Source organism: Bradyrhizobium sp. CCBAU 53340 (genome assembly GCF_015291645.1).
Lineage (GTDB): Bacteria > Pseudomonadota > Alphaproteobacteria > Rhizobiales > Xanthobacteraceae > Bradyrhizobium.
Window position 1 is genome coordinate 1,893,234 of sequence record NZ_CP030055.1, and the last position, 26,187, is coordinate 1,919,420.

At 64.5% G+C, this 26,187-nt stretch carries 25 protein-coding genes and 1 other RNA gene; 10 read left to right on the top strand and 16 right to left on the bottom strand.

Annotation, left to right across the window (positions count from 1 at the left end):
* Positions 1-53: 53 nt before the first annotated feature.
* Positions 54-953 carry an alpha/beta fold hydrolase gene (locus XH89_RS08850; RefSeq protein ID WP_194466698.1) on the bottom strand — a complete coding sequence of 300 codons (900 nt, stop codon included), beginning with the start codon at positions 951-953 and terminating at the stop codon, positions 54-56.
* A gap of 118 nt (positions 954-1,071) precedes the next feature.
* Here XH89_RS08850 and XH89_RS08855 point away from each other — a divergent pair, with 118 nt between their 5' ends.
* Positions 1,072-1,560 carry a MarR family winged helix-turn-helix transcriptional regulator gene (locus XH89_RS08855; RefSeq protein WP_246767768.1) on the top strand — a complete coding sequence of 163 codons (489 nt, stop codon included), beginning with the start codon at positions 1,072-1,074 and terminating at the stop codon, positions 1,558-1,560.
* Positions 1,561-1,574: 14 nt separating this feature from the next.
* Here the strand turns inward: XH89_RS08855 and XH89_RS08860 are convergent, their stop codons facing one another.
* The 3 genes from XH89_RS08860 to XH89_RS08870 all read right to left on the bottom strand — a co-directional run bounded on the left by XH89_RS08860 (position 1,575) and on the right by XH89_RS08870 (position 3,080).
* Positions 1,575-1,748 (bottom strand): hypothetical protein, encoded by a 174-nt coding sequence (locus XH89_RS08860; RefSeq protein ID WP_246767769.1) that lies wholly within the window; start codon positions 1,746-1,748, stop codon positions 1,575-1,577.
* A gap of 131 nt (positions 1,749-1,879) precedes the next feature.
* Entirely contained in the window at positions 1,880-2,329 is a 450-nt protein-coding gene (locus XH89_RS08865) for an ester cyclase (protein WP_194466700.1), read from the bottom strand.
* A 139-nt stretch (positions 2,330-2,468) separates the two neighbouring features.
* Positions 2,469-3,080, bottom strand: coding sequence for a TetR/AcrR family transcriptional regulator (locus tag XH89_RS08870; protein WP_194466701.1), 612 nt, complete (start codon positions 3,078-3,080; stop codon positions 2,469-2,471).
* A gap of 132 nt (positions 3,081-3,212) precedes the next feature.
* On the opposite strand from XH89_RS08870, the gene XH89_RS08875 reads away from it, so the two are divergent.
* The 5 genes from XH89_RS08875 (at position 3,213) to XH89_RS08895 (ending at position 11,969) form a co-directional block, all read left to right on the top strand.
* Complete coding sequence (locus tag XH89_RS08875; protein WP_194466702.1) at positions 3,213-4,445, top strand: cytochrome P450; 1,233 nt, start codon at positions 3,213-3,215, stop codon at positions 4,443-4,445.
* Between the two features lie 144 nt (positions 4,446-4,589).
* Positions 4,590-8,210 (top strand): AsmA family protein, encoded by a 3,621-nt coding sequence (locus tag XH89_RS08880; protein ID WP_194466703.1) that lies wholly within the window; start codon positions 4,590-4,592, stop codon positions 8,208-8,210.
* 307 nt (positions 8,211-8,517) lie between these two features.
* Positions 8,518-9,642: a DUF2336 domain-containing protein gene (locus XH89_RS08885; RefSeq protein WP_194466704.1), complete on the top strand. Its 1,125-nt coding sequence runs from the start codon at positions 8,518-8,520 to the stop codon at positions 9,640-9,642.
* Positions 9,643-9,667: 25 nt separating this feature from the next.
* Complete coding sequence (locus XH89_RS08890) at positions 9,668-9,913, top strand: hypothetical protein (protein WP_194466705.1); 246 nt, start codon at positions 9,668-9,670, stop codon at positions 9,911-9,913.
* Positions 9,914-10,292: 379 nt separating this feature from the next.
* Positions 10,293-11,969, top strand: coding sequence for a di-heme-cytochrome C peroxidase (locus XH89_RS08895; RefSeq protein ID WP_194466706.1), 1,677 nt, complete (start codon positions 10,293-10,295; stop codon positions 11,967-11,969).
* 9 nt (positions 11,970-11,978) lie between these two features.
* Here the strand turns inward: XH89_RS08895 and XH89_RS08900 are convergent, their stop codons facing one another.
* Positions 11,979-12,818, bottom strand: coding sequence for a class I SAM-dependent methyltransferase (locus XH89_RS08900; RefSeq protein WP_194466707.1), 840 nt, complete (start codon positions 12,816-12,818; stop codon positions 11,979-11,981).
* 160 nt (positions 12,819-12,978) lie between these two features.
* Between XH89_RS08900 and XH89_RS08905 the strand changes: the two genes are divergently transcribed.
* Together XH89_RS08905 and XH89_RS08910 are read left to right on the top strand one after the other, a co-directional pair.
* Positions 12,979-16,362 carry an AAA family ATPase gene (locus XH89_RS08905; protein ID WP_194466708.1) on the top strand — a complete coding sequence of 1,128 codons (3,384 nt, stop codon included), beginning with the start codon at positions 12,979-12,981 and terminating at the stop codon, positions 16,360-16,362.
* Positions 16,341-16,913, top strand: a complete 573-nt coding sequence (locus XH89_RS08910) for a sterol desaturase family protein (RefSeq protein ID WP_194466709.1) — start codon at positions 16,341-16,343, stop codon at positions 16,911-16,913. Before XH89_RS08905 ends, XH89_RS08910 begins: the two co-directional genes overlap by 22 nt.
* Before the next feature lie 117 nt (positions 16,914-17,030).
* Here XH89_RS08910 and XH89_RS08915 read toward each other — a convergent pair whose 3' ends face one another.
* Positions 17,031-17,393 carry a hypothetical protein gene (locus XH89_RS08915; protein ID WP_194466710.1) on the bottom strand — a complete coding sequence of 121 codons (363 nt, stop codon included), beginning with the start codon at positions 17,391-17,393 and terminating at the stop codon, positions 17,031-17,033.
* Between the two features lie 121 nt (positions 17,394-17,514).
* Complete coding sequence (locus XH89_RS08920; protein ID WP_194466711.1) at positions 17,515-18,252, bottom strand: 3-oxoacyl-ACP reductase family protein; 738 nt, start codon at positions 18,250-18,252, stop codon at positions 17,515-17,517.
* A gap of 98 nt (positions 18,253-18,350) precedes the next feature.
* Here XH89_RS08920 and XH89_RS08925 point away from each other — a divergent pair, with 98 nt between their 5' ends.
* On the top strand, positions 18,351-18,953 hold the full coding sequence (locus XH89_RS08925) for a TetR/AcrR family transcriptional regulator (RefSeq protein ID WP_194466712.1): 603 nt from the start codon (positions 18,351-18,353) through the stop codon (positions 18,951-18,953).
* Positions 18,954-19,114: 161 nt separating this feature from the next.
* Here XH89_RS08925 and XH89_RS08930 read toward each other — a convergent pair whose 3' ends face one another.
* Entirely contained in the window at positions 19,115-19,348 is a 234-nt protein-coding gene (locus XH89_RS08930) for a hypothetical protein (protein WP_194466713.1), read from the bottom strand.
* Between the two features lie 54 nt (positions 19,349-19,402).
* On the opposite strand from XH89_RS08930, the gene XH89_RS08935 reads away from it, so the two are divergent.
* Positions 19,403-19,909, top strand: a complete 507-nt coding sequence (locus XH89_RS08935) for a response regulator (RefSeq protein WP_367400992.1) — start codon at positions 19,403-19,405, stop codon at positions 19,907-19,909.
* Between the two features lie 19 nt (positions 19,910-19,928).
* Here XH89_RS08935 and XH89_RS08940 read toward each other — a convergent pair whose 3' ends face one another.
* From XH89_RS08940 to ssrA, 8 genes are all read right to left on the bottom strand, one after another.
* Positions 19,929-20,426: a GNAT family N-acetyltransferase gene (locus tag XH89_RS08940; RefSeq protein ID WP_194466714.1), complete on the bottom strand. Its 498-nt coding sequence runs from the start codon at positions 20,424-20,426 to the stop codon at positions 19,929-19,931.
* Between the two features lie 203 nt (positions 20,427-20,629).
* Positions 20,630-22,501, bottom strand: coding sequence for a ferrous iron transporter B (locus XH89_RS08945; RefSeq protein ID WP_194466715.1), 1,872 nt, complete (start codon positions 22,499-22,501; stop codon positions 20,630-20,632).
* Positions 22,502-22,523: 22 nt separating this feature from the next.
* Positions 22,524-22,799, bottom strand: a complete 276-nt coding sequence (locus XH89_RS08950; protein ID WP_194466716.1) for a FeoA family protein — start codon at positions 22,797-22,799, stop codon at positions 22,524-22,526.
* Between the two features lie 110 nt (positions 22,800-22,909).
* Positions 22,910-23,164, bottom strand: coding sequence for a ribbon-helix-helix domain-containing protein (locus XH89_RS08955; protein ID WP_194466717.1), 255 nt, complete (start codon positions 23,162-23,164; stop codon positions 22,910-22,912).
* Positions 23,161-23,349 (bottom strand): DUF4169 family protein, encoded by a 189-nt coding sequence (locus tag XH89_RS08960; RefSeq protein ID WP_194466718.1) that lies wholly within the window; start codon positions 23,347-23,349, stop codon positions 23,161-23,163. Before XH89_RS08960 ends, XH89_RS08955 begins: the two co-directional genes overlap by 4 nt.
* 278 nt (positions 23,350-23,627) lie before the next feature.
* A complete protein-coding gene (gene fumC, locus XH89_RS08965) occupies positions 23,628-25,055 on the bottom strand; it encodes a class II fumarate hydratase (protein WP_194466719.1) in 1,428 nt (475 codons plus the stop codon).
* 87 nt (positions 25,056-25,142) lie between these two features.
* Positions 25,143-25,661, bottom strand: coding sequence for an SspB family protein (locus tag XH89_RS08970; protein ID WP_194466720.1), 519 nt, complete (start codon positions 25,659-25,661; stop codon positions 25,143-25,145).
* Positions 25,662-25,775: 114 nt separating this feature from the next.
* Positions 25,776-26,142: a transfer-messenger RNA gene (gene ssrA, locus XH89_RS08975) on the bottom strand.
* Positions 26,143-26,187 lie beyond the last annotated feature (45 nt).

Here is a 26,187-nt window from a genome sequence, read left to right on the forward strand (position 1 = left end):
GTTGGCCGGCGCCGCCAGCGCCGGCGGCGCTCTTCGGCGTTCGCAACTGACGTTCACTCAGGCGCGTGCGCCTTGAACCAGTCCATAATCAGGGCGGTGACTTCGGCTTCACGCTCGAGGTGCGGAAAGTGTCCGACATCGGGCAGGACAATGCGCTGATGAGGCCCCTTGAAGAGCGGCTCTTCCTTCACCGAATATTTCGCCGTCGGATCGTTGCTGCCATAAATGGTCAGTGTCGGCGTGTGCATGTCGTTGATCGGTAGCCGGCCCAGGCGTCCCGCATCGGTCAGGCCTCCATAATATTTGAGCGCCGCGGCCATGGTGCCGGGAGAGCTGAGCGTCTGCTTGATCGAACGCAGATGCCCGGGATCGTCGAATGTCGGTGACCACAGCTTCCAGAGATAGTCGACGAAGGGAAGTCCCTCGATATTGACCGAAGACTCGGCGTAGGCCATCTGGAAGAAATAGACATGGAAGATGGATCGGATGATGTCCGGATCCCGCCTGATGCTTGAGAACGTGATCGGATGCGCCGTGTTCATCACCACTGCAGCCTTGATCGCCGACGGTGCCGTGGCCAGTACCTGAAAGGTCGACGTTCCGCCCCAATCCATGCCGACGACGCACGCTTGCCCGTCCTCGCTCAGCGCGGCGATCAGCGCTTCGAGATCCTTGCCCAGTGCGATGGGATCAAAAATGCCGTCCGCCGGAATCTCGGTCGGCGCATAGCCGCGCAGGAACGGCGACACCGCGCGGTATCCGGCGTCCGCAAAGACTTGCAGTTGCTTGCGATATGACCAGGCGTTGTCGGGAAAGCCGTGCAGGAACATCACCAGCGGGCCGCTCCCTTGTTCGAGATAGGCGAACCGCACGCCGTTGGCCTGCACGTATTTGAGGATGGGTTCATTGCGAGTGGCATCCGCCGTCGATCGCGCAGCGCTTGTTGGATTCATCGTCTCTCTCCATGCCTTCGTTGTGCGATGAAATATGTGCGTAGCACACATATTTGGTCAAGTTGTTTTTTGTGCGTAGCGCACATATTGTGGTGGCATGGAAACTGGAATCGCGAATTTGCTGGGAGCGCTCTCGCTCGCAGTCATGGATCGTATCGAGCAGGGCGCGCGCGAGGTCATCGGCCGCGGCGGCGAGACGCCTGCAGCCCTGGTTGTCATCGGCTATGGCCAGGGCATGACCAACGACAAGCTGCGGCGGATCCTCGGCCTGTCGCATTCCGGGACGGTCCGGCTGGTGGATCGTCTGGTTTCGGATCGGCTTGTCGAGCGCCGGGCAGGGAAAGACGGCCGGGAGGTCGCCTTGCATCTGACCGCCGCAGGCGCGGCGACGCGGAACGAATTGATGAGTTCCCGGATTTCAGCCGTCGCGTCGCTTCTGGACGTGTTGTCGCCGGCAGAAACCAAGCGGCTTGAAACGCTGATCCACGAACTTCTTGCTCGGCAGGACACGTCCGAGATGGATCGCTACACGATCTGCCGAATGTGCGACGATAGTGTCTGTACGAACTGTCCGTTGCCGACGAACAAGGGCAAGCGCGTTCGCTAGTAGCAGTTCCCGCCTTATTCCGACGCCAATCCCGTCCGTCGCCGCAACTCCGTGATCGCGCGCAAGAAGCCGTCGGCCGGCGTCGTTTCCGGATCGATCAGACGGTGCAGGCGAATGCCGTCTTCGCGGGCCAGCACGACCGAGGCCATCCACGGCGGGTTCAGCCTTTCGCCATTCGCGTTGTCCATCAATGTCGCCTCAATGATATCGGTAACCGATTGCGGTGAAGCGGTCGGCTTAGTGCGCGTTTTCCTGAATGACACCGGCGACCGCAAGATCGCCGGTGTGTTCGTTGAGGTCTCTGCGCCTGGCACAGGGCTCAGGCAGCGCGGATGAGACCGAGCTGCTGCAAAGCAGTGACCCCGTCGTCGAGACCGATTTCCTCGAGGATCTTTCCGCCCTTGAGTTTCAACACGGTCGTGCCGGTGAACTTCATCTTGCGGCCGGTGTTGGCCGGCAGCGACCCCGCCAGGAAATCGGCGAATGCCGGCCCGGTATGCGTGCCTCCGCCTTCCCATCGGCCGACGACGTAGTCGCCTTCGGCGATGAGATCGGCAGCGCCCCAGAAATTGAGATCGGGGAACGCTTTCCGAAAGTCCGTCATGAACGCCTTGATGTCGTCGCGCCCACGGCGCGGCTCGTGCAGCGAATATTGCAACAGCATATCGGGTGCGGCGAGTTCATCGACAATTCCGAGGTCGCAGGTCTTGCCCCAGAAATTCGTGAACCACTGGCCGACGATGGCTTTGTTGTCTTGTTCAATCGTCACGATCACTTCTCCTGTGTGCTTTGGTGCCCACCATGAGAAGCTATGACGATCACACCGCTGCTCTCCCACCCGATTCCCGACGACGCCGCTACGTTGCTGCTTCCCGGCATCGCAGTGTCGAGCGCGTCGCTGGTGCGCCCTAATCCGTCGCCAATCCCGTCCGGCGCCGCAAATCCGTGATCGCGCGCAGAAAACTGTCGGCCGGCGTCGTTTCCGGATCGATCAGCCGGTGCAGGCGAAAGCCGTCCTCCAGCGCCAGCACGACCGAGGCCATCCAGGGCGGGTTCAGCCTCTCGCCATTGGCTTTATCCTTCAACGTCGCCTCGACGATGTCGGCGATCAGCTTGCGCCGCGCGCGCAGCCGCTTGGCGAGCTCGGGCCGGCGCTTCTCGGCGCGCGCCACGAACAGGATCATCTCGATATGCAGCAGCGGCGAGCGGGTGAGGGGATCCTGCTGGCCGCGATCCGTCGTCTTCACGGCGGCGATGAAGTCATCGAGGTTCCTGTGCTCCGCCAGGATCTCCATGTTGCGACGGATCGATCGCTCGACATGGTCCTCGAGCATGGCGAAGATGAGTTCGTCCTTGCTCCTGAAATTCGAATAGAACGCGCCGCGGGTGAAGCCGGCCTCCGCCGCGATCGCCTCGATGCTGGCGCCGCCGATTCCGTCCTGCTCGAACACGCGCGCGGCCGCCTCGAACAGCTTATCGCGCGTGTCGTCCCTGGTCGGCCTGGTTCTTACCCTTGACATCGTACCAGTTTAGGGCAGAATGCAACTCGATACAACAATGTATCGAGTTGATAATTCATCAGGGATGGTTACGCCGGCTTTCGGGGCTGCAATCGGCGTATCGTGTCATGCGGCAACCGACGTGAGGTCACCATGAACGAGCAAGTGCAGAGCGTCGTCAGCGATCCGCTGTTCAATCCGCTCGCGCCGGACTTCATCCGCAATCCCTATCCGCATTACGACCGGCTGCGCACGATCGATCCAATCCACGTCACGCCGTTCGGCCAGTTCGTCGCCAGCCGTCACGCCGATGTCAGCCTGGTGATGCGCGACAAGCGTTTCGGCAAGGATTTCGTCGAGCGCACGACGCGCCGCTATGGCCCCGACATCATGAAAGAGCCGGTGTTCCGCAGCATGGCGCACTGGATGCTGCAGGCCGATCCGCCCGATCACACCCGCCTGCGCGGCCTCGTCGTGAAGGCGTTTACCGCTCGCCGCGTCGAGGACATGCGGCCGCGCATCCAGGAGATCGTCGACCAGACCATCGATGCCGTGATCGACCGCGGCCAGATGGACCTGATCGAGGATTTCGCCTTCCGCCTGCCTGTCACCATCATCTGCGAGATGCTCGGAATCCCCGAGGACCATCGCGAGGTCTTCTACAAGAGCTCGCGCGATGGCGGGCGGCTGCTCGACCCGGTGCCGATGACGCCGGAGGAGATCGCGAAGGGCAACGCCGCCACGACAATGGCGCAGATGTATTTCCAGCAGCTGTTCGAGCTGCGCCGCAAGTCTCCCGGCGACGACCTCATCACCTTGCTGGTGCAGGCCGAGGAGGACGGCAACAAGCTCACCAATGAGGAGCTGACGGCCAACATCATTCTGTTGTTCGGTGCCGGCCACGAGACGACGGTCAATCTGATTGGCAACGGCCTTTTGGCGCTCCACCGCAACCCGGACCAGCTGGCGCTGTTGAAGGCGCGGCCGGACCTGATCACCAACGCGATCGAGGAGTTCCTGCGCTACGATTCGTCAGTGCAGATGACCGGGCGCGTCACGCTGGAGGAGATCGACGACCTCGGCGGCAAGAGGATCCCGAAGGGTGAAACCGTGCTCTGCCTGCTCGGCTCGGCCAATCACGATCCGGCTGTTTATCCCGATCATCCTGACAGGCTCGACATCACCAGGCCGAATGTCCGGCCGCTGTCGTTCGGCGGCGGCATTCATTTCTGCCTGGGCGCTCAATTGGCGCGCATCGAGGCCGAAATCGCCATCGCCACGCTTCTGCGGCGACTGCCCGACTTGCGCATCGACGACGTCGAGAACCCGCAATGGCGGCCGACCTTCGTGCTCCGCGGCTTGAAGCAGCTTCCGGCGAGCTGGTGAGGTCGGGCACATTAACCTCCGCGCGCAACAGTCGCTGTGACTTCGCCACACTTCCCCCTATATAAGGGGCAGTTCCGGCGCGCCTGAAGCTTGGTTTGTCAGCTTGGGTTTGACCCGGGTGCCGGCTTGGCCGAGGGGAGACCCGTGCAGACGACACTGCTCGGATTGGCGATTGCCTTTATCTTAGCGCTGCTGGCCGCGCTGATCGGGCCTTACTTCGTCGACTGGAACCAGTTTCGGCCCCAGTTCGAGGCGGAGGCGACCCGAATTATCGGGGTGCCGGTGCGCGTCGCGGGCGAGCTCGATGCGCGGCTCCTGCCGACGCCGACGCTGCGGCTGCGCTCGGTTACCTTCGGCGGCAACAACGATCTCGGACGGCTGCGCGCCGACAAGCTCGACGTCGAGTTCAGCCTGGGCTCCCTAATGCGGGGCGAATGGCGCGCCACCGAGCTTTCGGTCGGCGGCATGGCGGTGGATCTCGGCCTCGACGCCAGGGGCAGGGTCGACCTGCCATCCACCGCGAGCGGCACCTTCAACCTGGCTTCGCTCGCCATCGAGCGGCTGAACCTCGCCGGCCGCATCGCCCTGCATGACGCGGCCAGCCGCTCGACGCTGGAGCTTAACGACATCGTCTTCTCCGGCGACGTCCGCTCGCTGGCGGGCTCGGTGCGGGGCGACGGCAATTTCACCGCCAATGGGGTGCGCTACCCGTTCCGCGTCTCCTCCGGCCCGAGCCCCGACGGCAGCGCCACCCGTCTGCACCTCAACATCGATCCCGGCGAGCGGGCGATCCTCGCCGATCTCGAGGGCATCCTCGCCTTCGACAATCGCCAGCCGAAATTCGACGGCGCGCTGACGCTGGCTGTGCCGCCACCGAAGAAAGCAGGCGAGGCGGGGCCGACGCCGTGGAAGCTCACCGCAAAACTCAAGGCCGATCCGGCCGGCGCCAAATTCGACCAGATTGATGCGAATTTCGGCCCCGAAGACGGCGCGCTGAAGGTCGGCGGCGTCGGCGATCTCAGGTTTGGCGCCGCGCCGCTGCTGCGCGCGGTGCTGTCGGCGCGGCAGGTCGATGCCGACAGGCTCGCCGGCCGCGACGATGCCGAGCCGCTCCGCATCCTGCCGGCGCTGCGCGCAGGCCTTGCCGCGATCCCGCAGGCGCCGATCCCGGCACAGATCGAGTTCAATTCCGATCAGATCATGCTGGGCGGCCGTCCGCTCCAGAACATCACGACCGAGCTTCAGACCGACGGCCGGTCCTGGACCTTCCACCGGCTCGAGCTGCGCGCCCCCGGCATGACGCAACTGTCGCTCAACGGGGCCACGCCCGGCGCCGACAGCTTCAGCGGCCGCCTCAGCGTCGAGTCCTCCGATCCCGATACGCTGGTGGCCTGGCTGCAGGGCCGCAACGAAACTGTCAGGCGCAGCACACAGCCGCTGCGCCTTGCCGGCGACGTGACGATCGCTGCCAATCATCTCGCCATCGACAGGTTAAAAGCCGACATCGAGGGCGGCGCGGTCGAGGGCCGCATCGCCTTCGTGCAGTCGGGCGCAAGCAAAGGTTCGCGGATCGATGCCGAGCTCAAGGCCGACCGTCTCGATCTCGACGCTGCCGCGAGCTTTGTCCGTGCGCTCGCAGGTCCGCAAGGCGAATGGCCGGAGGAGGCGAAGCTCTCGCTCGACATCGGCCGGGCGATCTCGGCCGGCCAGGAGCTGCGGCCGTTCGCGGCCAGGCTCGGCTACGGTCCGACCTCGCTGTCGCTGGAGCAGCTGCGGTTCGGCCAGGCCAGCGGCGTGACCACGGAGGCATCAGGCAGTTTCGATCGCACCCGGGCCACCGGCAAGCTCGCGCTGAAATCCTCGGCCAATTCGCTGCGAGATCTCACGGCGCTGCTCGAGCCGCTTGCACCTGCGGTGCGCGCACGCTTCGATGCGATCGCGCCGGCATCCGGCGCGACGCACCTTTCGCTCAATGTCAGCCTCGACAAGAACGCCGAACATGCCGATCGCAGCGACGCGCGCGCCGCGTTCGAGCTCGATGCGCCGCAGCTCAAGGCGAGTGCGACGCTTACCGCGCAGGCGCCGATGGCCGCGGTCAACGGCATCGACATCGATAAACTGCGCGGCAGCGACTTCACGCTGGAATCGAAACTGTCGACGCCGCAAGCCACCTCGCTGACGGCACTGCTCGGCCTCGACCGCATGGTCGCAGCCGGCGAGGGGGCCTCGCAGATCGAGGGCAGACTGAGCGGCGCATGGCGAAAGCCGATGCAGCTGAACGCAAAGCTCGGCGGCGGCGGGCTCGATGCGGATGCGCAAGGCAGCGTCGACTTGTCGGCATCGGAGCCGAAGGCCAACGTGAATCTCCACGTGCGCAACGTCAATCTGGCGCCGCTGTTCGGGACTGGCCCGGCCGACAAATCGGCGCAGAATGTCAGCCTGTCCTCCCGTCTCACGCTGTCAGGCAACCGCCTGACGCTCGACGATCTCGACAGCACTGCCTCCGGTTCGCATCTGCGCGGCCATCTCGCGGTGACGCTCGATCAGGAGAAGAGCGTCGACGGCGAGGTCGGGCTCGACAGGCTCGATCTGATGCCGGCGCTCGCGCTTGCCGTTGGCGCCGCCGGGCATGACAGCGGCGAGCCGCTGAGCGCCGGGCTCATCAGCGGTTGGCGCGGCCGCGTCGCTTTCCAGGCCTTGCGCGGCAACCTGCCCAGTGGAATCGAGTTGCGTCCCTTCAGCGGCACGCTCAGGAGCGACGGCCAGTCGCTCGCGCTCGATGCGCTCAAGGGCGGCCTCGGCGGCGGCGAGATGACGGCGAGCTTGGACGCGCGCAACGGCGCCAACGGTCTGGCGCTGAGCGCGCATCTCGATCTCACCAGTGTCGATGCGACGTCGCTGCGCTATCGCGATCTCGCGCTGTCCAAGGGACGCATCTCGCTGCAGATGGCGCTGACGAGCCAGGGCCGCAGCGTCTCGGCGCTGACAGGCGCGCTCGCCGGCAACGGCACGGTGACATTGGATTCGGCCGAGATCAGCGGCCTCAATCCGCGCGCCTTCGAGATCGCCATCCGTGCCAGCGACGGCGGGCAGGTCTCCGACGATGTCAGGCTGCGGCAGCTGGTCGAGCCTGCGCTGTCTGCGGCTCCCATTGCGGTCGCCTCGGCGCAGATCCCGTTCACGATCCGCGATGGCCGCCTGCGCGTCGGCGCGACGCCGCTCGAGGCGAAGAACGCCCGCGCCATCGTCTCCGGCGGTTACGACATTCCCGCCGACCAGGCCGACATCCGTGCCAGCCTCACGCCGATCATGACCGGCCTCTCCGGCGCGCCGCCGGAGATCCAGCTGTTTGCGGCAGGTCCCCCCGACAGGCTCAGCCGCACCGTCGATCTGACGCCGCTGTCGTCCTGGCTTGCGGTGCGCACCATCGACCGCGAGACGCGCCGGCTGGATGCGATCGAGCGCGGCGAGCCGCCGCCGGCGACCGCGGCGCTGCCGACGCTGGTTTCGCCCGAGCCCGGATCCGAGCCGTCGCTGACCGACGTGCCGATGCCCGGCCGCGATCCGCGCCGCGCGCCCGTCAAGCCAAAGGCGGCACCGACGCCGAAGGCGCCGCTCGCCGCGCCGGCCGCGCCGAACCCGCCGCTGGCAAGTCAGCAGGCCGCGCCCTTGCCGCCGCCGATCGAGGTGAGACCGGCCCCCGGCCTGCCGCCCGCAAAGCCCCGGCCGAAGCCGCCGCTGGTCCTGACGCCGCAGAATCCGTAGGGCGTGAGGTCGTCATGCCCGGGCTTGTCCCGGGCATCCACGTTCCTTCGTGCCGTGCTGCGAGGCGTGGATGGCCGGAACAAGTCCGGCCATGACGACTGGGGACGCATCCTCGTGTCAAACGCCGGCCTTGCGCATCGGTAACCAGATTCGCTCGCATTTGAACGAATTTTCGTCAGCAAAACTGAACTGCCGGTTTTACTGGATTCTCGCGTTTGTTCCCTAGCGTTGGTCCCAGAGGAATCCGAAGTCCTGCCCGCACAAGCAGGATGGCGCCAAAGAACTTCCAAGAACTGGGGTTAGCGAGATGGATGGGGCGAAAACGCTTCTACAGGATCTGGACGACGCAATCGCGCGCGGCACCGACGAGAGCCGGGCGAAGGCGTTGTGGCATGCGACAGACCTTTTGATCACAGGCCGCTACGTCGACGACGAGATCAGCATGTTCGGCGAGGTCATCGGCCGGCTTGCCGACGAGATCGAGGTCGCCGCGCGGGCGCAGCTCTCCGAATTGATGGCAGGCTGCGATCACGCGCCGCTCAACGTCATCGAGAAGCTCGCGCTCGACGACGAGATCGAGGTCGCGGGCCCCGTGCTGCGCGACTCCAACCGGATCGACGAGAAGGTGCTGGTCGAGAGCGCCATGACCAAGGGCCAGGCACATCTGCTCGCGATCTCGCAGCGTGAGGTGATCGGCGAAGCCGTCACCGACGTTCTCGTCAAGCGTGGTAACCAGGAGGTTGTGACCTCGGTCGCCAAGAACGAGGGTGCGCGCTTCTCCGGCTCGGGCCTGCTGCACATGGTCCGCCGCGCCGAGGGCGACTCGATCCTCGCCGAGCAGCTTGGCCTGCGCAAGGACGTGCCGCGCCACATCTTCCAGCAGCTCATCTCCAAGGCGTCTGAGGACGTCCGCCGCCGGCTCGAGACCGAACGCCCCGAGATGATGGCGCAGATCCAGAGCTCGGTGACCGACGTCACCGGCGATCTGCAGTCCAAGTTCGGTCCGTCCTCGCGCAGCTATTTCGTCGCCAAGCGCGTGGTGACGACGCAGTACCGCCAGGGCAATCTCAACCAGGTCTCGATCTCGAACTATGCGCGCCAGCACCGCTTCGACGAGGTGCAGATCGGCCTGTCGCTATTGTCGGCGCTGCCGGTCGACGTGATCGAGCGCGCGCTGATGGACCGCAACCGCGAGATGCTGCTGGTGCTGTGCAAGGCGCTCGACTTCTCCTGGGACACGACGATGTCGTTGTTGTTCCTCGGCGCCAAGGATCATCTGATCACCGCGCGCGAGCTCCACGACAACGAGCGCGACTTCGGCCGGCTCAAGATCGAGACCTCACGCAGCATTCTGAAGTTCTACCAGTCGCGCAAGAACAGCGCCGGCACCGATCCCGCGACGGGTCGTCAGCCTGAGCTCCAGGTTCACTGAACGGGACATCGAGGGAGTATTTGCAATGTTGCCTCAATTCGGTACCGCAGTCCGCAAGAACAAGGGCCTCAACGGGAGCCTTATCGCCGAGACCGTCGGAACGGCTCCGGAGAAGGCCACGGTCGACGCCGCCTGGCTTGTGCTGGAAGCCGCCAACGATCTCGGCGACCACGCCGCGATCGAAGCCTGCCGCCGCGTCATCGACGCCGAACTGAACGGCACGGTGGCGGCCAGCGCGGACACGGATCTTGTTCTCGGATATTTCCGGTAAAGCCGCAGCTCCTGGGATGGGTACCCATCCCAGGAACTTGCCAGCGCCGCCGGCCTTATCGCACATCCCGGCAGCCGTGTGTTGTTGTTCAATCTCTACCTTTGCGCTCATGTCTGACATGATGTAGCCTCCGCGTGCGGCCGCTGACAGGCGGTCGCGGGCAATGGGGTTCGGAGCGGTCGCTATGGGGCGGCGTGGCTTCTTGCTGTGGGTTTGGCGCGAGCGCGTGGGCGAGTCGCGCATTGTCCTTTGCATGAAAATTTCCAGAAGGCCTCCGGTGCTGCACGCAGCGCCACCGGCGGCGCACGATTGCTGATTGCCAGGTAGCGACGGCACTGACGCCGTCGTGATTGAGAGCTTCACATTAATTGGAGCCGATATGAAATTTGATGTGCGCGTAGCATTGATCGCAGTTGCAGCCCTTCTTGCCACCGTCATTGTCGCATCGGCTGAAGACAAGCCAGCACCGAACAGTCCCGTCCATCTGCCACAAGGCTGGAGCGACGAGACCGCCGATCGCTGGCACTTCATCTCGCAGGGCACGGCGCTGATCCCCTACGAATGGTTTGTCGCGCTGGAGCAGCCCGGCCAGCCGGGCGGGCAAACCGCACTGATCAAGGCGCCCGAGAATTTGCAGCGACTGGGCTTTCTGACCGAGCCCGTCAGCGCGGCCAATCCGGATGGTCTGGCGATCGGCCTCTACAGCACCCCGGTCGACCTTCCCGACGGCAGGCACGCCTGCTGGAAGGGTAACTGGCTCGGCCTCGGCTGCGCCGGCTGTCATACCGGGCAGGTCAGCTACCGCGGCCAGCAGATCCGCATCGAGGGCGGTCCTGCCCATATCGATATCGATGCGTTCGTCGGGCAACTGGTCGGGTCCATCACCGCGGTCCTCCAGAACCAGGACGGGGCCGCACAGCGCTTTATGGCGCGGGTGAAGGCGCCGCCGGCCGACGTGCAGAGCGGATTGCAATGCTTCGGCAGCGTCTTGCAGGCGGCCGCAAAGTTCAACCAGGTCGTCGGCGGAAATTCCGGCGATACGGCAGGCGGGGCGGGCAGGCTGGATGCGCATGGCGCCGGCCTGAACCAGCTTCTGGCCGGACCCTTCAGGCTGATGACCGATCCGGCGGACTTCGGCGAGACCAGGAACTACGCGCATTTGACCGCGCCGGTGCGATATCCGGCGCTGTGGGATACGCCGCGCTTCAGCTGGGTGCTGTACAACGCCTCGATCCGTCAGCCGCTGACGCGCAACATCGTCGAGGCGCTCGGCGTGCTGGCGCCGATCAAGCATGACGCGACGATGATCACGCCCGACGTGATGCATGGCATTCAGATGGAGAATGTGGTCTGGGGACAGCGCCGGTTGATGGATCTGCGCTCGCCGCGCTGGCCGGAAGCCATTCTCGGCGGGCTGGACCCGAAGCGGGCGCTGCGCGGCCAGTTCGTCTATCTGAGCGCGTGCGCCAACTGCCACGAGGCTGCACCGAGCGAGGCGGCCTCGGGCGCCTGCAGCGAGATCCAGATCCCGCTGGTCGATCTGCGCAAGGTCGGCACCGACCCCGAGCAGGCGACGACGTTCAACCGCCGCAAGATCGCGCTGTCGAAGATCGGCGGCCCCGATGCGATGTCCAACTACAAGGCCGCCGAGGCGCTCACCGGAAACATCGCCGCGCAGTGGATCGCCCGCTCCAAGGACAACGCGGCAAGCGCTGCCGAGATCAATTGCGGTCGTCCAAACCAGTTCAGGGCGCCGCTGGCGTACCGGGCAAGGCCGCTCAACGGCATCTGGGCGATGGGGCCGTACTTGCACAACGGCTCGGTGCCGTCGCTGCACGATCTGTTGCTGCCGCCGGGCCAGCGGCCGAAGACCTTCTATGTCGGCAATTGGGAGTTCAACCCTGACATCGTGGGATATGACATGAAGGCCCAGACGCCGGGTGCGTTCCTGTTCGACACCACCATCCGCGGCAATTCGAATGCCGGACACGTTTACGGAACCGACATGACCGAGGACGATCGCAACGCGCTGATCGAATATCTCAAGACGCTGTGAGCGGCTGCTTCAGTCCTTGCGGCAGGTGAAGCAGTAATAGGGACAGGTGCCGTCAGCGAAGGACGCATGCAGCTGCGTGCCCGGGATGCCCGCGAATTCGTGCGACATGCCGAGCAGCATCTTTGGCACGATCTCGTCCGCCAGCGCCGTTCGCCGTGCGCCGTCGAGTTCCAGCGCGCGCGCAACGTTGGCGGTGATGTCGTCCTCGTGCACGAGGCGCAGGGGCGACTTCGCCAGGGACTGGCGCGGATAGACGTCCTTTGACGGATCCTCGAAGCACGCCATCAGGAGAGCGCCGCCCGGCCTGAGCACGCGATGGACCTCCTGCAGAAAGCGTCCCATGTCGCCGTAATGCTGCGCGCTCTCGATGTTGACCACGAGATCGAAGCTCTCGTCCGCGAACGGCAAGCTGAGCGCATTGCCCACCCGGAATGCCAGGTTGCCCTGGTCGGCATAGCGCGCCTTGTTGAAGCGGATCGCCGGCTTGCAGATGTCGACCCCGGTGTAGCTCTTCGGGTGGAGGTAGCGCGCGATGTAGGACGCGCCGCCGCCGCGGCCGCATCCGACCTCGAGCACATCCTTGCCCTGGATCGCAGTTCCCGACACCGTGTGGTGGTAGAGCTGGATCGCGTAGCGATCGGGCTCGTCGGCGGCTTGCAGCGCGACCTGCTCGCCATCAAGCGAGGCATAGCCGTAATTGAGGAATCGGATCGCCGCATCCCGGTCGAGGTTGCTCAGCAGGGAGTACCAGGCATTGGTGAAAAGATTGCGCGCGGCGCGCGAATAAAACAGTTTTACGACGGCCTGATGTATCGGGCTTGCTGTCGTCGGATACGGATCCTGCTTCACGGATGGGTACTCTCACGCGAAATTGGGGAACGCTTCCACCGTGAAGCATGATCCAGCGGTTTTGATGCGTCAACAATGCCGACGCTTGCCTGCCACGATTGACTTCAATTCGAGGGGGAATATACTTTAGGTTTAGTACAGATAATGCTGGACCCGCGTGATGACTGGGCAGGTTGCTGCCTGGTTGGAGAAGGTCGGCCTCCCTCAATACCTGAAGTCCTTTTCCGACCACGGCATTGATTTCGACATTCTTTCCGAGATTACGGATCGCGATCTCGCGACCATGGGTGTTGTGCTCGGGCACCGGCGCAGACTGCTCCGTTCGATTGCCGAGCTGGATGTCCCGAAAGCGCGTCCGCTTGCACCCAAGGTCGAGGCGGGCGCCGAGCGCCGCCATCTCACGATCATGTTCTGCGACCTCGTCGGCTCGACCGCACTGTCGCAGCAATTCGATCCCGAGGAGATGCGCGAGATCCTGCAAGCCTATCGCGAGGCTGCGACTGCGATCATCGCCGGCTATGACGGCATCGTCTCGCGATTGGTCGGCGATGGCATCCTGTCGTATTTCGGCTATCCGTCCGCACACGAGGACGATGCCGAGCGCGCGGTCCGCGCCGGCCTCGAGATCACCGCCGCGGTCCAGGCCATCGACATCCGGCCGGGCCTGCGGCTGGAGGTCCGCATCGGCATCGCCACCGGACTCGTCGTTGTCGGTGATCTCATCGCAAAGGGGGCGTCGAGCCGGCTCGAGGTGATCGGCGAGACGCCCAACCTTGCGGCGCGGATGCAGGCCTTTGCCGATCCCGGCTCCGTCATCATCGCGGCCTCGACGCGCCGGCTGCTAGGCAATCTGTTCCAGCTGCGCGAGCTCGGCGCGCGCGCGATCAAGGGACTTGGCGAGCCGGTCGAAGTCTGGGCAGTGGAGCGTCCGTCGCCGCTGGCGAGCCGCTTCGAGGCCCATCGCGCCGTGCGCCTCGCCGGTTTCGTCGGCCGCGAGCAGGAGCTCGAGCGCCTCGCCGAATGCAAGCAGCGGGCCTGGCGCGGCCACGGTCAGGTCGTGCTGATCTCCGGCGAGCCCGGCATCGGCAAGTCGCGGCTGGCAGAGCATTTCCTCAACGGGCGGATCGGCGCGGAGCCGCACATCCGCTTGCGCTACCAATGTTCACCGCATCATCGCGCCAGCGCGCTCTATCCCGTCATCACGCAGCTCCAGCGGGCGGCGAAGATCGGTGCCGGTGATGGCAGCGCGCAGCGGCTGCGCAAGCTCGAAGCGCTGCTCGGGCGCAGCGACTTGAAGACGCCGATGCTGGTGCCGCTGTTTGCGGATCTGCTGTCGATCGCCACCGACGGACGCTATCCGCCGCTGGACTGGACGCCGCAACAGCTGCGGCGCAACACGCTGGCCGCGCTGGTCCAGCGCCTGCAGTCCTTGTGCACCGAAGCGCCGGTCGTCTGCATCGTCGAGGACCTGCACTGGGCGGATGCGAGCTCGCTCGAACTGCTTGGGCTTGTGGTCAGGCTGGCTGACCAGCTTCGGCTGCTGCTCGTCCTGACGTTCCGCGACGAGTTCAAGCTGCCATGGATGGGGCCGGCGAACCTGACGACACTGGAGCTCGGACGGCTCAAGGAGACCGACGTCCAGCGCATGATCGCGGACGTGATCGGAAGCCACGCGGTTCCGTCCGAGCTGGTCACGCAGATCGCGGCGCGGACCGACGGCGTCCCTCTCTTCGTCGAGGAGCTGACGCGCACCGTGCTCGAGCTGGGGGTCCTCGAAAAGGGAGCTGGCGGCCGCTACAGGATTGCCGGCAGCCTGCCGCGGCTGTCGATTCCCACGACGCTTCAGGATTCGCTGATGGCGCGGCTCGACCGGCTCGGGCCTGCCAAGGAGGTCGCGCAAATCTGCGCCGTCATCGGCCGCGAGTTCTCCGACGTGCTGCTGCGCGCCATCGCCGACAAGGACGATGCGGAGCTCGACGCCCGGCTTGCCCAGCTCGAAGCTGCCGAGCTGATCTTCCGCAACAGGTCGGCAGGCGAGGGCGTCTATACGTTCAAGCATGCGCTGGTGCAGGACACCGCCTATGAGAGCCTGCTCCGGAGCAGCCGGCGGCGCTTGCACGAGCGGATCGCTGCCGTGCTGCAGGAGACCTTCAAGGACATCGTCGCCGTGGCGCCGGAAATCGCCGCGCATCATTTCACGCAGGCAGGCCTCGTCGAGGACGCCGTGGAGTGGTGGGGCAAGGCCGGCGACCGATCCTTGCGCAGCTCGGCCTATTCCGAGGCGATCGCACATCTGACCAAGGCCATCGGCCTTGCGGAAGGGTTGAGCGAGAGCCCGGCGGGGCAGAGCCGCCGGCTGCAATTGCAGATCGCCTATGGCAACGCGCTGATCGCCACGCGCGGCTATGGTGCGCCGGAGACCTCGGTAGCGTTCGCCCGTGCGCGCGAGCTTGCCTCCGGGCTCAAGGGCGCGCCCGAACGGTTCGCCGCCACCTACGGCCTGTGGGTCGGAAGCCTGGTGCGCAGCGAGCTCGGATCGATGCAGGAGCTGGCGCAGGCTTTCCTCGACGATACTGCCGACCGGCCCGATGCGCCGGAGGCGGGCATCGCCCATCGCGTCTGCGGCATGACCCGCTGGTTCGAAGGCAATTTCGTCGAGGCCAGGCAGCATCTCGAGCAGGCGCTCGCGATCTACCGTGACGAGCACGATCGCAATCTCGCTTTCCTCTATGGCCACGACTACGGCATCGCGGCGGCGATCTACCTCGCGCTGGTGTTGTGGCCGCTCGGCGAGGTCGATCGCGCCGAGCAGCTGGCGCAGGAGGCGATCCGCCGCGCCACCGACAGCGGCCACATCGCCACGATGGTCTACGCGCATTTCCACAAGATCGTGCTCGACGCAGTGCGGGGCGATCCCGAGGGTGCGCGGCCCCATGTCGATGCCGTGATCGAGCTCAGCCGCGAGCACGGCCTGCTGCTTTACACGCGGGCCGGCAAATTCTGGAACGGCTGGATTCGTTGCCATCTCGGCGAGCCGGCGGCCGGGCTTCAGGAAATGGAGGATTCCATCGCGCTGCCGCTGGTCGGAAAGATGGCGACCGGGCTCTACGTGCCCTTGACCTGGACGCTGCTGGCGGAAGCCAAGGTCGGCGAGGGGCAGTTCGTTGAGGCGCTCGCGATCCTCGACGAGCAGCTGGTCGAGGTAGAGCGGACCGGGCAGGAGTGGTTCACCCCGGAGATTCAGCGCCGGCGCGGTGAGCTGCTTCTGCGCAAGGATCCCATCGATATCGTCGCCGCGGAGACGGCCTTCACCCGTGCCATGGAGACTGCACGGGCGCAGCGGACCGCCACGTTCGAGCTGCGCGCCGCGCTCTCGCTTGCCAGACTTTATCAGGCGAGCGGAACGGAGGCGCAGGCGCAGAGCGTGCTCGCTCCGGTGCTCGGGAAGTTCACGGGCGCACAGGAGTTGCCGGAGATTTTCGAAGCACGGGCGGCCATGGCGCGGTCCAGCAAGACAGGCCCATGCGCAAATCCATGCGATTGAAGAAGTTCTTGTACTTCGCCGATTTCGTCTTCTATCCCCTGGCAAGCGCTGCGCTGGTGGCGGTCGCGTTGCTGCTGAAGGAGCCGTTGCGCTGGGACGAGGCGGCGATCGGCTTTGCCTGCGGGCTGCTGCTCTGGAGCCTCGCCGAATACGTCATTCACCGCTTCGCCCTGCATGGTCCGGCCTATCTCGCCGCCCTGCACGACATGCACCATTCCGATCCGCGCGCGCTGGTCGGCTCACCGCTCTGGTTGAGCCTCGGCTCGATCTGCCTGGGATCGCTGCTGCCGGTGTGGTTGCTGGTCGGGTTCGGCAGCGCCTGCACCGTCACGGCGGGATTGATGCTGGGCTACATCTATTTCGGTGCGCTCCATCACATCATTCATCATCATCGCCTGAAGCGCGGCGGCTATCTCTGGCGCCTGAAGCGCCGCCATACCCGCCATCACTACGGCAAGAGGCCGTGCAATTTCGGCGTGGTCACCAGCATGTGGGATCGCGTGTTTGGAACGTTTTGTTCCGAATATGACGATTGGCCGCAGCTATCGTAGGGTGGGCAAAGCGGAGCGTGCCCACGACTTTCTATCGCAGCGCCGGATTCGTGGGCACGGCGCAAGCGCGCCTTTGCCCACCCTACGATCTCAGACTCGCGGAGATTCGTCGCTCAATCAGCCGCAATTCCAGATCGCGCCGATCGGCGTCCGTGTCCAGCACGGACCGAAGCTGCCGCCATTGTAGCGAGGGCCACCGAAGCCGGGCCGGCCGAAATAATGCCATTCGCCATCGAAGAAGCGGTAATAGCTCGGCACGGGATCGATATACCAGGGGCGCTGGTTTTCGCGCGCGTAGCGACGAAAGCCGTTCTTTTGCATGAAGATCGGCTGGCTGTTGCTCAGCGGCTGGCGATAGCCGGGCAGGAAGCCATAGCCGTGCCAGGCTTGCTTGGGCTTTTTGGCGACGGCTTCAGCAGGCGCAACGCCCGGCAGCAGCGACAGGATGATAGCAACGAATAGACATAGATGGCGCGACATGATCCGACCATAGACAGCCGATGGCGCGAAAGCCATTCAAATCCGAGTAGGATTTTCGCAGGCTTGTGCGAATGAAATGCGGCCGGGCCGAATCGCGGCCCGGCCGTCATGGTCTTGTCGCTCAGGCGTTCGCGCCACCGTCGACGGTGAGTGTCGAACCGGTGATGTACTTCGCCTTCTCGCTCGCCAGGAACGTTACCGCATTGGCGATGTCGTCCACCGCGCCGTAGCGGCCCAGGGCCATGAACTGCTTCAGCGTGTCCGCGGTCGGGCCGTGGGCCGGGTTCATGTCGGTGTCGATCGAGCCCGGCTGCACCAGATTGACCGTGACATCCCTGGGGCCGAGTTCGCGCGCCAGGCCCTTCGTGAACGCTGATAGCGCCGACTTCGAGGCCGAATAGATGCCAAGGACCGGCGCGGGCACGCGGTCGGCAAAATAGCTGCCGATGGTGATGATGCGCCCGCCTTTGCCGAGATGCGGCAGCGCGGCCTTGCTCGCGACGATCGGCGAACGAACATTGACATTCAGCAGTGCGTCGATGTCCGCGAGCGACATGTCGTTGAGGCCGCCGAGGCGCAGAATGCCGGCATTGTTGACCAGGATGTCGAGACCGCCGAGCGCTGCGACGGTCTTCTCGACCGAGGCCTGGACGGCGGCGGCATCGGCGCTGTCGGCCTGGATTGCTATGGCCTTCCGCCCCGCGTCCTTGATGGCGGCAACGACCTTCGCGGCGCTGTCCGCGGACTTTTGGTAAGTGATTGCAACGTCGGCGCCTTCTGCGGCAAGCGCCTTTGTAATGGCCGCGCCGATACCCCTGCTTGCGCCCGTCACCAGGGCCCGTTTTCCTGCCAGCGTCATCGTGATCTCCTATTCTATAACGATCGACACAGAATATCTGGGATCTTGATCGCCACCGTCAAGTGAATTATGTGTCGATCATTACAGAAGGGGACGTCATGGCGGGACGGCCACGGGAATTTGATCGCGAGGCGGCGCTGGAGGCCGCCATGCTGCTGTTCTGGCGCAAGGGATTTGCCAGCGCCTCGATGAACGATCTGTGCGAGGCGATGGGCGTGCGCTCGCCGAGCCTCTATGCCGCCTTCGAAAGCAAGGAGGCGCTCTACCTCGCGGCGATCGAACACTACGTTCTGACCAAGGGCCCTCCGGTGTGGGACAGGCTCGGGGAGGGCGCAACTGCGCGCGAGGGCATTGCCAATCTGCTGCACGCAGCTGCCGACATCCTCCCCAAGTCGCGTTCAGCACCGGCCGGGTGCATGGTCGTGCTCGGCGCTGTCAGCGACGAATGGCCGGCCTCGATCGCCCGTGCCGTCAAGAAAGTCCGGCTCGACATGCTCGGCAATTTGCGCGCGCGGCTGCAGGCCGCGGTCGTCAATGGCGAATTGTCCGCCGCAACCGACATCGACGCTCTCAGCCGATTCTACCTCAGCGTCTATCAGGGCATGGCTATTCAGGCCAGGGACGGCGCCGCGCAGGCGGAGTTGAAGGGCGCCGCCGATGCGGCGATGGCGGCGTGGCCGGGTCGCACCTTGGAGGGGTAGAGTTCGGTAGGATGGGGTGAGCCCTTGCGAAACCCATTATTGCATCCGAGTGTGTTGCAGCGTGATGGGTTTCGGTCCGCTCGGTCCCACCTACACGCTTCATTCGACACAAAAAGGCCTCGCCGAAGCGAGGCCTCCTTGTTCGCTTTCACTGGCACGAACTAATCGTCGTCCCAGTAATGACGGCGGATCACGACGCCGCGGTCGTAATCGCGGTCGTGATGGTACCAGCCATGATGCCAGCCGCGGTCATGCTCGTAGATGCGGGCACGCGGGCCATAATAATCATCGCGGTCGCCGCCGACATAGACACCGAAGCCGGCCGCATTGGCGATGGTGGGGGCACCGATTGCGAGCGTCGCTACCGCTGCAAGAGCGTAAGTCAACTTCCTCATCTGTTCCTCCTCCTTCTGGATGGTCCGGGGGGCAACTTCTGTCGCCGCGGCCTGTTGCAGGAACTGGCGAGAAACTTTCTTGAATGGTTGTTCAGGTTTCCCGTGTTCACCGTGAGAAAGCCAAAAATGCGTGCTGAACTCGGTGTTCATCGGAACATGCATTGCGTCGGATCGCTGGCCAGCCAAATGACAAATATGTCGGAACCGTCTTCGATCCTGATCGTGGAAGATGAATATCCGCTCCAGGGCGTGCTCGAAATGGTCCTCGCCGAGGCGGGCTTCATGTCCGACATCCTTGCATCCGGCGAGGAGGCGATCACGGTGTTCGTCGCACGCGGGAAGAAGCACAAGGCGCTGGTGACCGATGTCAATCTCAGCGGCAGGCTGAACGGCTGGGATCTCGCCCGGCGCATGAGGGAGAAGGATCCGGCTCTTCCGGTCGTGTACATCACGGGCAGTGCCGGCGCCGCATTGTGGAAATCACAGGGCGTGCCCAACAGCATGCTTCTCGAAAAGCCGTTTCACCCCGATCGGCTGGTCGCGGCGCTTATGCAGCTGTGAACTGCCGGCATGTCATGCTTCACCGCCTGATGCGGTAGATCACCACGGCCTCGCCGTGATGCGTCGTGGTCTTCTCGAGGACGTAGCTCGATTTCTCCAGCACACGGCGGGATGCGCCGTGTCGGACGGAGACCAGGCCGATGAGGGACGGCAGCTCGAAGCGTGACAGTCCGATGTCCGTCAGCGCCGTTGCGATCTCGCTGGCAAGTCCCTGGCCCCAAAGACTGCGCTTGAACGTGTAGGCGACCTCGATCTCGTCGATGTCGTCGACGAGGATGTGCCGGATGCCCGCCCGTCCGGCGAACGCGCCGTCGCCGGTTCGGAGCACCCAGAGCCCGAAGCCGTGTCGGTCCCAATGCGCCATGTTGGTGGCGAGATAGGCCCTGGTCGCTTCGGCGGGGCGCACGCCGCCGAGAAAGCGCGACACTTCGGGATCGAGGTGCAGTTCGACCAGGTCGGCGAGATGATCTTCGCGCAAACGCTCGGCGGTCAGTCTTTTTGTGCTGAAGTCGTCCATGAGCAGATCACCGCTTCCGCGACATCTTGTCGGTCATGCTATCGATGGAGGCTGATGATGGCATCATGCCAGTGTTTTGCCCGACGCGTCAACGGATTTTCCGAAGTTCATGGCCCGCATGATTTTCTGTATGCCAAACCGTTGATTTCACAACCCCCGTCTACTGTGCATGGGGTTGTTTTCGAGTTTTGGTTTTGCGGACGCTAACCTGCGCCCAGTGCGACCGCGACGTTGTAGGTCAGGAGGCTCGCGGCATAGGCCAGCACGAGCATGTAGGTGAAGGTCACGGCCATCCAGGTCCAGCTTCCGGTCTCGCGCCTGATGACGGCGAGCGTCGAGGCGCATTGCGGGGCGAAGATGTACCAGGCGAGCAGCGACAGGGCGGTGGCGAGCGACCATTTCGTCGCCAGCACCTGGCCGATCTGCTCGGCCGCCTCCTTGCCGCCTTCGATCGCATAGACGGTGCCGAGCGCGGCGACCGCGACCTCGCGCGCCGCCATGCCCGGGATCAGCGCGACCGCGATCTGCCAGTTGAAGCCGACCGGCGCGAGCAGCGGCGCAATCGCCTTGCCGATGATGGCGGCGAGGCTGAAATCGATGGCCGGCTCGGTGGCACCCGCAGGCGGCTGCGGGAACGAGGCCAGGAACCAGATCAGCACCATCATCGAGAAGATCGTGGTGCCGGCGCGCTGCAGGAACATCTTTGCGCGGGTGTAGATGCCGATCGCGATCGATTTCAGCCTCGGCATCTTGTAGTCGGGCAGTTCCAGCATGAACGGCGCCGGCGCATAGTCGCGCAGCATGAAGAATTTGATCAGGAACGAGACGGCAAGCGCGCTGGTGATGCCGGCGGCGTAGAGGCCGAACATCACGAGGCCCTGCAGGTTGATGAAGCCCCAGACGTCCCTGGCCGGAATGAAGGCGGAGATGATCAGCGTGTAGACCGGAATGCGCGCCGAGCAGGTCATCAGCGGTGCGATCAGGATGGTGGTCAGCCGGTCGCGCTTGTTGTCGATGACGCGCGTCGCCATGATGCCGGGAATGGCGCAGGCAAAGCTCGACAGCAGCGGGATGAAGGCGCGGCCGTGCAGCCCCGCGCCGCCCATGATGCGGTCCATCAGGAAGGCGGCGCGCGCCATGTAGCCGAAATCTTCCAGCAGCAGGATGAACAGGAAGATGATGATGATCTGCGGCAGGAACACGACGACACTGCCGACGCCTGATATCACGCCGTTCTGCAGGAAGCTCTGCAGCAGGCCGGCGGGCAGGGTGGCGTGCACGAAGTCGCCGAGCGCATCGAAGCCCGATTGCAGCAGTTCCATCAGCGGCTGCGCCCAGGCGAACACCGCCTGGAACATCACGAACAGGATCGCCGCCAGCACGATCAGCCCGCCGACGGGATGCAGCACGATCGCGTCGATCCGCGCAGTCCAGGTGTCGGGTCTCGCAGGCAGGCTGACGCAGTCGGCGATGATGCGGTCGGCCTCGCGCTGGCTGGCTCGCAGCTCGGAGACGCTGAGCGCGCGCCAATTGTTCTCGGCCGGTTCGGCGGCGAGCTTGGCTGAGATCTCGTCGGTCAGCGCCAGCAGGTCGGCCGTGCCGCCCTTGCGCACCGCGATCGAGGTGACCACGGGCACGCCAAGCTCGTTGGCAAGCCTGTTGACGTCGACCGTGATGCCGCGGCGGCTTGCGATGTCGAACATGTTGAGCACCAGCACCAGCGGCCGGCCGGTGCGCTTGAGCTCGAGCAGCAGGCGGATGGTCAGGCGCAGATTGGTGGAGTCGGCCACGCACAGCACGAGGTCGGGCAAGGTCTCGCCGGAGGCCTTGCCGAGCACGAAGTCGCGGGTGATCTCCTCGTCCGGGCTGCGGCCGCGCAGCGAATAGGTGCCGGGTAGGTCGACGACCGAGACCTGGCGGCCCAAGGGGGTGACGAAAAAACCTTCCTTGCGCTCGACGGTGACGCCCGGATAGTTCGCGACCTTCTGCCGGCTGCCGGTCAGGGCATTGAACAGCGACGTCTTGCCGCTGTTCGGCGTGCCCACCAGGGCGAGATGCAGAAGAGGTAATTCCATGGATCAGATATCCGGTCGCGATCTAGGCGACGACGATGGCCATGGCCTCGCGGCGGCGCACCGCGATGGTGATGTTGTCGACCCGCACGGCGATCGGGTCGCGGCCGACCAGTCCCTCGTGCAGGATCTCGACCCGGGCGCCCTCGACGAAGCCGAGTTCGATCAGCCGGCTCTCGAGCTCGATGTCCGAGAGCGCCGATCCCGCATCCTTGGCGGACAGGTGCTGAATGACGCCGGTGTAGCCGCGCTGGGCCAGGCCCAGCGGCATCTTGCGGCGCGTATCATGAGTGTCGGTCATGCCCTGTATTTTCAACGCGGGGCATGGAGGTCAAGCGCGCGCGCCCATGGAAACTGCACCTTAGAGCGATTTTAAAGTGCAGATCACGAAGCCGTGCCCAGGCGCCGGCGCTATTGCGCCGGGACCTTGTCCGGCTGCATGGCGGCCAGGGCGCGGCTCTTGAAGTAGTCGAGCACGAACAGGCGGATCGCCGAGGACAAATTGCCCTGCTGGCGGGCGCCGTCGATTTCGCCGACGAGCTCGGACAGCGTCATGTTGCGCAGGCCCGAGATCTCCTTCATGCCGTTCCAGAACGCCTCTTCCAGGCTGACGCTGGTCTTGTGGCCGGCGACCACGATCGAGCGCTTCACGACGGGCGACTTCATGGCTGGTCCTCGCGATCGATCTGGTGCTGGTCCAGATGTGCCTTCGCCTGGTCCGCCTGCTTTTTCTCCGCCGATCGCTCGGCCTTCGTGCGGCCGAACTTCGTTCGGTTGGCGTCCGCCTGCTTCGCCGAGGCTTCCCGTTCGGCGCGCTTCCTGAAACGATTCAGGTTGATGACGTTCCCCATGCTGCGTCTCCATCATCCGATCCTTTCCAGGCTGGATGAAACGTTCAGAAACGGGGTGCCGCGTTGCGCCCCAAAAGACTTGATCTTCATTCGTTCGTCCTCGTCAATCGGCCTCAGGGCCATTAAACGATGAATTTTGCCCATCAAGGGCTGTAAGGGCTTGCGTAGCATCCGCTCCCGCCGCCACATTGACGGTAATCAAATCCCGTCCTTTAAGCCCTATATTTGTGAGCCCCTGGGGCTCCGTATCATTACGGATGGCTATCGGAATTCGGAATTCATCCGGGTCGCGTCATCTTTTCCGGCTGCACCAGGCGGTCGAATTCGTCGCCAGAGACGAAGCCTAATCGCAGCGCCTCCTCCTTCAGCGTGGTGCCGTTGGCATGCGCGGTCTTGGCGACCTTGGCGGCGTTGTCGTAGCCGATCTTCGGCGCCAGCGCGGTCACCAGCATCAGCGAACGCTCCATCAGCTCCTTGATGTGCTTCTGGTCCGCTCGGATACCGCTGACGCAATGCTCGGTGAAGGAGCGCGCGGCATCCGCCATCAGGCGGATCGAGTGCAGCATGTTGTAGGCGAGCACGGGCTTGTAGACATTGAGCTCGAAATGGCCCTGGCTGCCGGCGACCGTGATGGCGGTGTGATTGCCGAACACCTGGCAGCACACCATGGTCATCGCCTCGCATTGCGTCGGATTGACCTTGCCCGGCATGATCGACGAGCCCGGCTCGTTCTCCGGCAGGATCAATTCGCCGAGGCCCGAGCGCGGGCCCGATCCGAGCAGGCGGATGTCGTTGGCGATCTTGAACAGGCCTGTGGCGACGGAATTGATGGCGCCGTGCGCCAGCACATAGGCGTCGTTCGAGGCCAGTGCCTCGAATTTGTTGGCGGCGCTGGTAAAGGGCAGTTTGGTGATCTTGGCGACGTTCCTTGCGAACAGCTTTGCAAAGCGCGGCTTGGAGTTGAGGCCGGTGCCGACCGCGGTGCCGCCCTGCGCCAATGGATAGAGATCCTTCACCGCGACCTTGAGCCGCGCGATGCCGCTCTCGACCTGCGCGGCATAGCCTGAAAATTCCTGACCGAGCGTCAGCGGCGTCGCATCCTGGGTATGGGTGCGGCCGATCTTCACGATCTTTGCGAACTCCTTCTCCTTCTTCCGCAGCGCGCGGTGCAGCTCACCGAGCGCCGGGACCAGATCGGCGGTGATGCGACTCGCAGCCGCGACGTGCATCGCGGTCGGGAAACTATCGTTCGACGACTGGCTCATGTTGACGTGGTCGTTGGGATGTACCGGCTTCTTGGCACCGAGCTCGCCGCCGAGCAGCTCGTTGGCGCGGTTGGCGATGACCTCGTTGAGGTTCATGTTGCTCTGCGTGCCCGAACCGGTCTGCCATACGACCAGCGGGAAATGATCATCGAGCTTGCCCTCGATCACCTCGTGCGCGGCGCGGATGATCGCGCCGGCTCTGCGCTTGTCGAGCAGGCCGAGCTCGAGGTTGGACTGCGCGGCCGCAAGCTTGACGATGCCGAGCGCATGCACCAGCGAGATCGGCATGCGATCGATGCCGATGCGGAAATTCTGGCGCGAGCGTTCGGTCTGCGCGCCCCAATAGCGGTCGGCGGGGACCTCGATGGGACCGAAGCTGTCGGTCTCGGTGCGGGTTGCGGAGCGGGCAGTCTTCGCAGTCTTGGCCATGAGCACATCCATTCTGCCGCACGAAACGCCGCGCGGCCTCTTCATGTGCTTCTATATAGGGAGTTTGGCCGGGCGCGACGGTCTCGCGACCAAGCTAGATCATTTCTTGCGGAAACGATCGAGCCGCACGACTTCGGCGCCGCCTTGGTTTGGCGGGGTCGGCTCCTCGGCACCTGCCGCAGTCTCGGCGGCAGGCGCGGGCACCGACACGGCCGACGGCGCGGGGGCGGCCGGCAGGTTCTCCGGAGCGACCTCGGCGACGTCGGACGTGTCGAACTGGAGGCCGAATTTCACGGACGGGTCGAGGAAGCTCTTGATGGCACTGAATGGCACCACCAGCCGCTCAGGAATGCCGCCGAAGGACAGGCCGACCTCGAAACGGTCCTCGAGCACGGTCAGGTCCCAGAACTGATGCTGGAGGATGATCGTCATCTCTTCCGGATATTGAGCGAGCAGTCGCGACGACAGCTTCACGCCCTCGGCCTTCGATACGAAGGTGATGAAGAAATGATGCTCGCCCGGCAGGCCATGGGCTGCGGCATCGGTCAGCACCTTGCGCAGCACGCCGCGCAGCGCGTCGCGGGCCAGCACATCGTATCGGATATGATCGGTCGCCATGGTGGTCCTGTTGCATTCCTGGGGCCAGACCCTGCCGGCCCGACTCGCCAAGCCGCAATAGTACCGCGCCTGACGGGTCAGCAGGAGTCCCCGCCGGGAAGGAAATCAGAGGTAAGTGGAGGCTTCTGTTGCCAGGTGCCTCCGAACCCCGCCTAGCGGAGCTTAACCCGCTAGGACTTTAAGATGGTCTTTCAAACTGCGTTACGCAGCCTGAGCAACCGGAGCAAAGTTGTCGTTGGCAACTATTGCAGTAGCCCGATAACGGCGGAACAATACCGGGAAAAAGCACGCCCTTTACGCCCTCGTCGATCCTATTTCGCCCCCGCCAAAGCCCAGCTCCGGGTAGCCCCGCTGGTGGGCTTTGGTGGAGGCGCCGGGTACCGCCCCCGGGTCCGAATGGTTTATTGCGACGACCGTTTATTTCCATAGCCGGCGAACCGGCACCCCCAATATAGGGGGCAAAGGTTTCAAAAAACAGAGGTTTCGAGCCAAGAAGGGACGGTTCCTTTGGATAGGTCCGAGTTGG

Excerpts from the sequence above, each read along its gene's own strand:
- XH89_RS08970 (WP_194466720.1), bottom strand. The coding sequence starts at position 25,661 with ATGGCGACCGATCATATCCGATACGATGTGCTGGCCCGCGACGCGCTG.
- XH89_RS08895 (WP_194466706.1), top strand. The coding sequence starts at position 10,293 with ATGAAATTTGATGTGCGCGTAGCATTGATCGCAGTTGCAGCCCTTCTT.
- XH89_RS08920 (WP_194466711.1), bottom strand. The coding sequence starts at position 18,252 with ATGACGCTGGCAGGAAAACGGGCCCTGGTGACGGGCGCAAGCAGGGGT.
- XH89_RS08945 (WP_194466715.1), bottom strand. The coding sequence starts at position 22,501 with ATGGAATTACCTCTTCTGCATCTCGCCCTGGTGGGCACGCCGAACAGC.
- XH89_RS08870 (WP_194466701.1), bottom strand. The coding sequence starts at position 3,080 with ATGTCAAGGGTAAGAACCAGGCCGACCAGGGACGACACGCGCGATAAG.
- XH89_RS08930 (WP_194466713.1), bottom strand. The coding sequence starts at position 19,348 with ATGAGGAAGTTGACTTACGCTCTTGCAGCGGTAGCGACGCTCGCAATC.
- XH89_RS08890 (WP_194466705.1), top strand. The coding sequence starts at position 9,668 with ATGTTGCCTCAATTCGGTACCGCAGTCCGCAAGAACAAGGGCCTCAAC.
- XH89_RS08915 (WP_194466710.1), bottom strand. The coding sequence starts at position 17,393 with ATGTCGCGCCATCTATGTCTATTCGTTGCTATCATCCTGTCGCTGCTG.
- XH89_RS08910 (WP_194466709.1), top strand. The coding sequence starts at position 16,341 with ATGCGCAAATCCATGCGATTGAAGAAGTTCTTGTACTTCGCCGATTTC.
- XH89_RS08860 (WP_246767769.1), bottom strand. The coding sequence starts at position 1,748 with ATGGACAACGCGAATGGCGAAAGGCTGAACCCGCCGTGGATGGCCTCG.
- XH89_RS08940 (WP_194466714.1), bottom strand. The coding sequence starts at position 20,426 with ATGGACGACTTCAGCACAAAAAGACTGACCGCCGAGCGTTTGCGCGAA.
- XH89_RS08925 (WP_194466712.1), top strand. The coding sequence starts at position 18,351 with ATGGCGGGACGGCCACGGGAATTTGATCGCGAGGCGGCGCTGGAGGCC.
- fumC (WP_194466719.1), bottom strand. The coding sequence starts at position 25,055 with ATGGATGTGCTCATGGCCAAGACTGCGAAGACTGCCCGCTCCGCAACC.
- XH89_RS08960 (WP_194466718.1), bottom strand. The coding sequence starts at position 23,349 with ATGGGGAACGTCATCAACCTGAATCGTTTCAGGAAGCGCGCCGAACGG.
- XH89_RS08955 (WP_194466717.1), bottom strand. The coding sequence starts at position 23,164 with ATGAAGTCGCCCGTCGTGAAGCGCTCGATCGTGGTCGCCGGCCACAAG.
- XH89_RS08950 (WP_194466716.1), bottom strand. The coding sequence starts at position 22,799 with ATGACCGACACTCATGATACGCGCCGCAAGATGCCGCTGGGCCTGGCC.
- XH89_RS08850 (WP_194466698.1), bottom strand. The coding sequence starts at position 953 with ATGAATCCAACAAGCGCTGCGCGATCGACGGCGGATGCCACTCGCAAT.
- XH89_RS08875 (WP_194466702.1), top strand. The coding sequence starts at position 3,213 with ATGAACGAGCAAGTGCAGAGCGTCGTCAGCGATCCGCTGTTCAATCCG.
- XH89_RS08905 (WP_194466708.1), top strand. The coding sequence starts at position 12,979 with ATGACTGGGCAGGTTGCTGCCTGGTTGGAGAAGGTCGGCCTCCCTCAA.
- XH89_RS08885 (WP_194466704.1), top strand. The coding sequence starts at position 8,518 with ATGGATGGGGCGAAAACGCTTCTACAGGATCTGGACGACGCAATCGCG.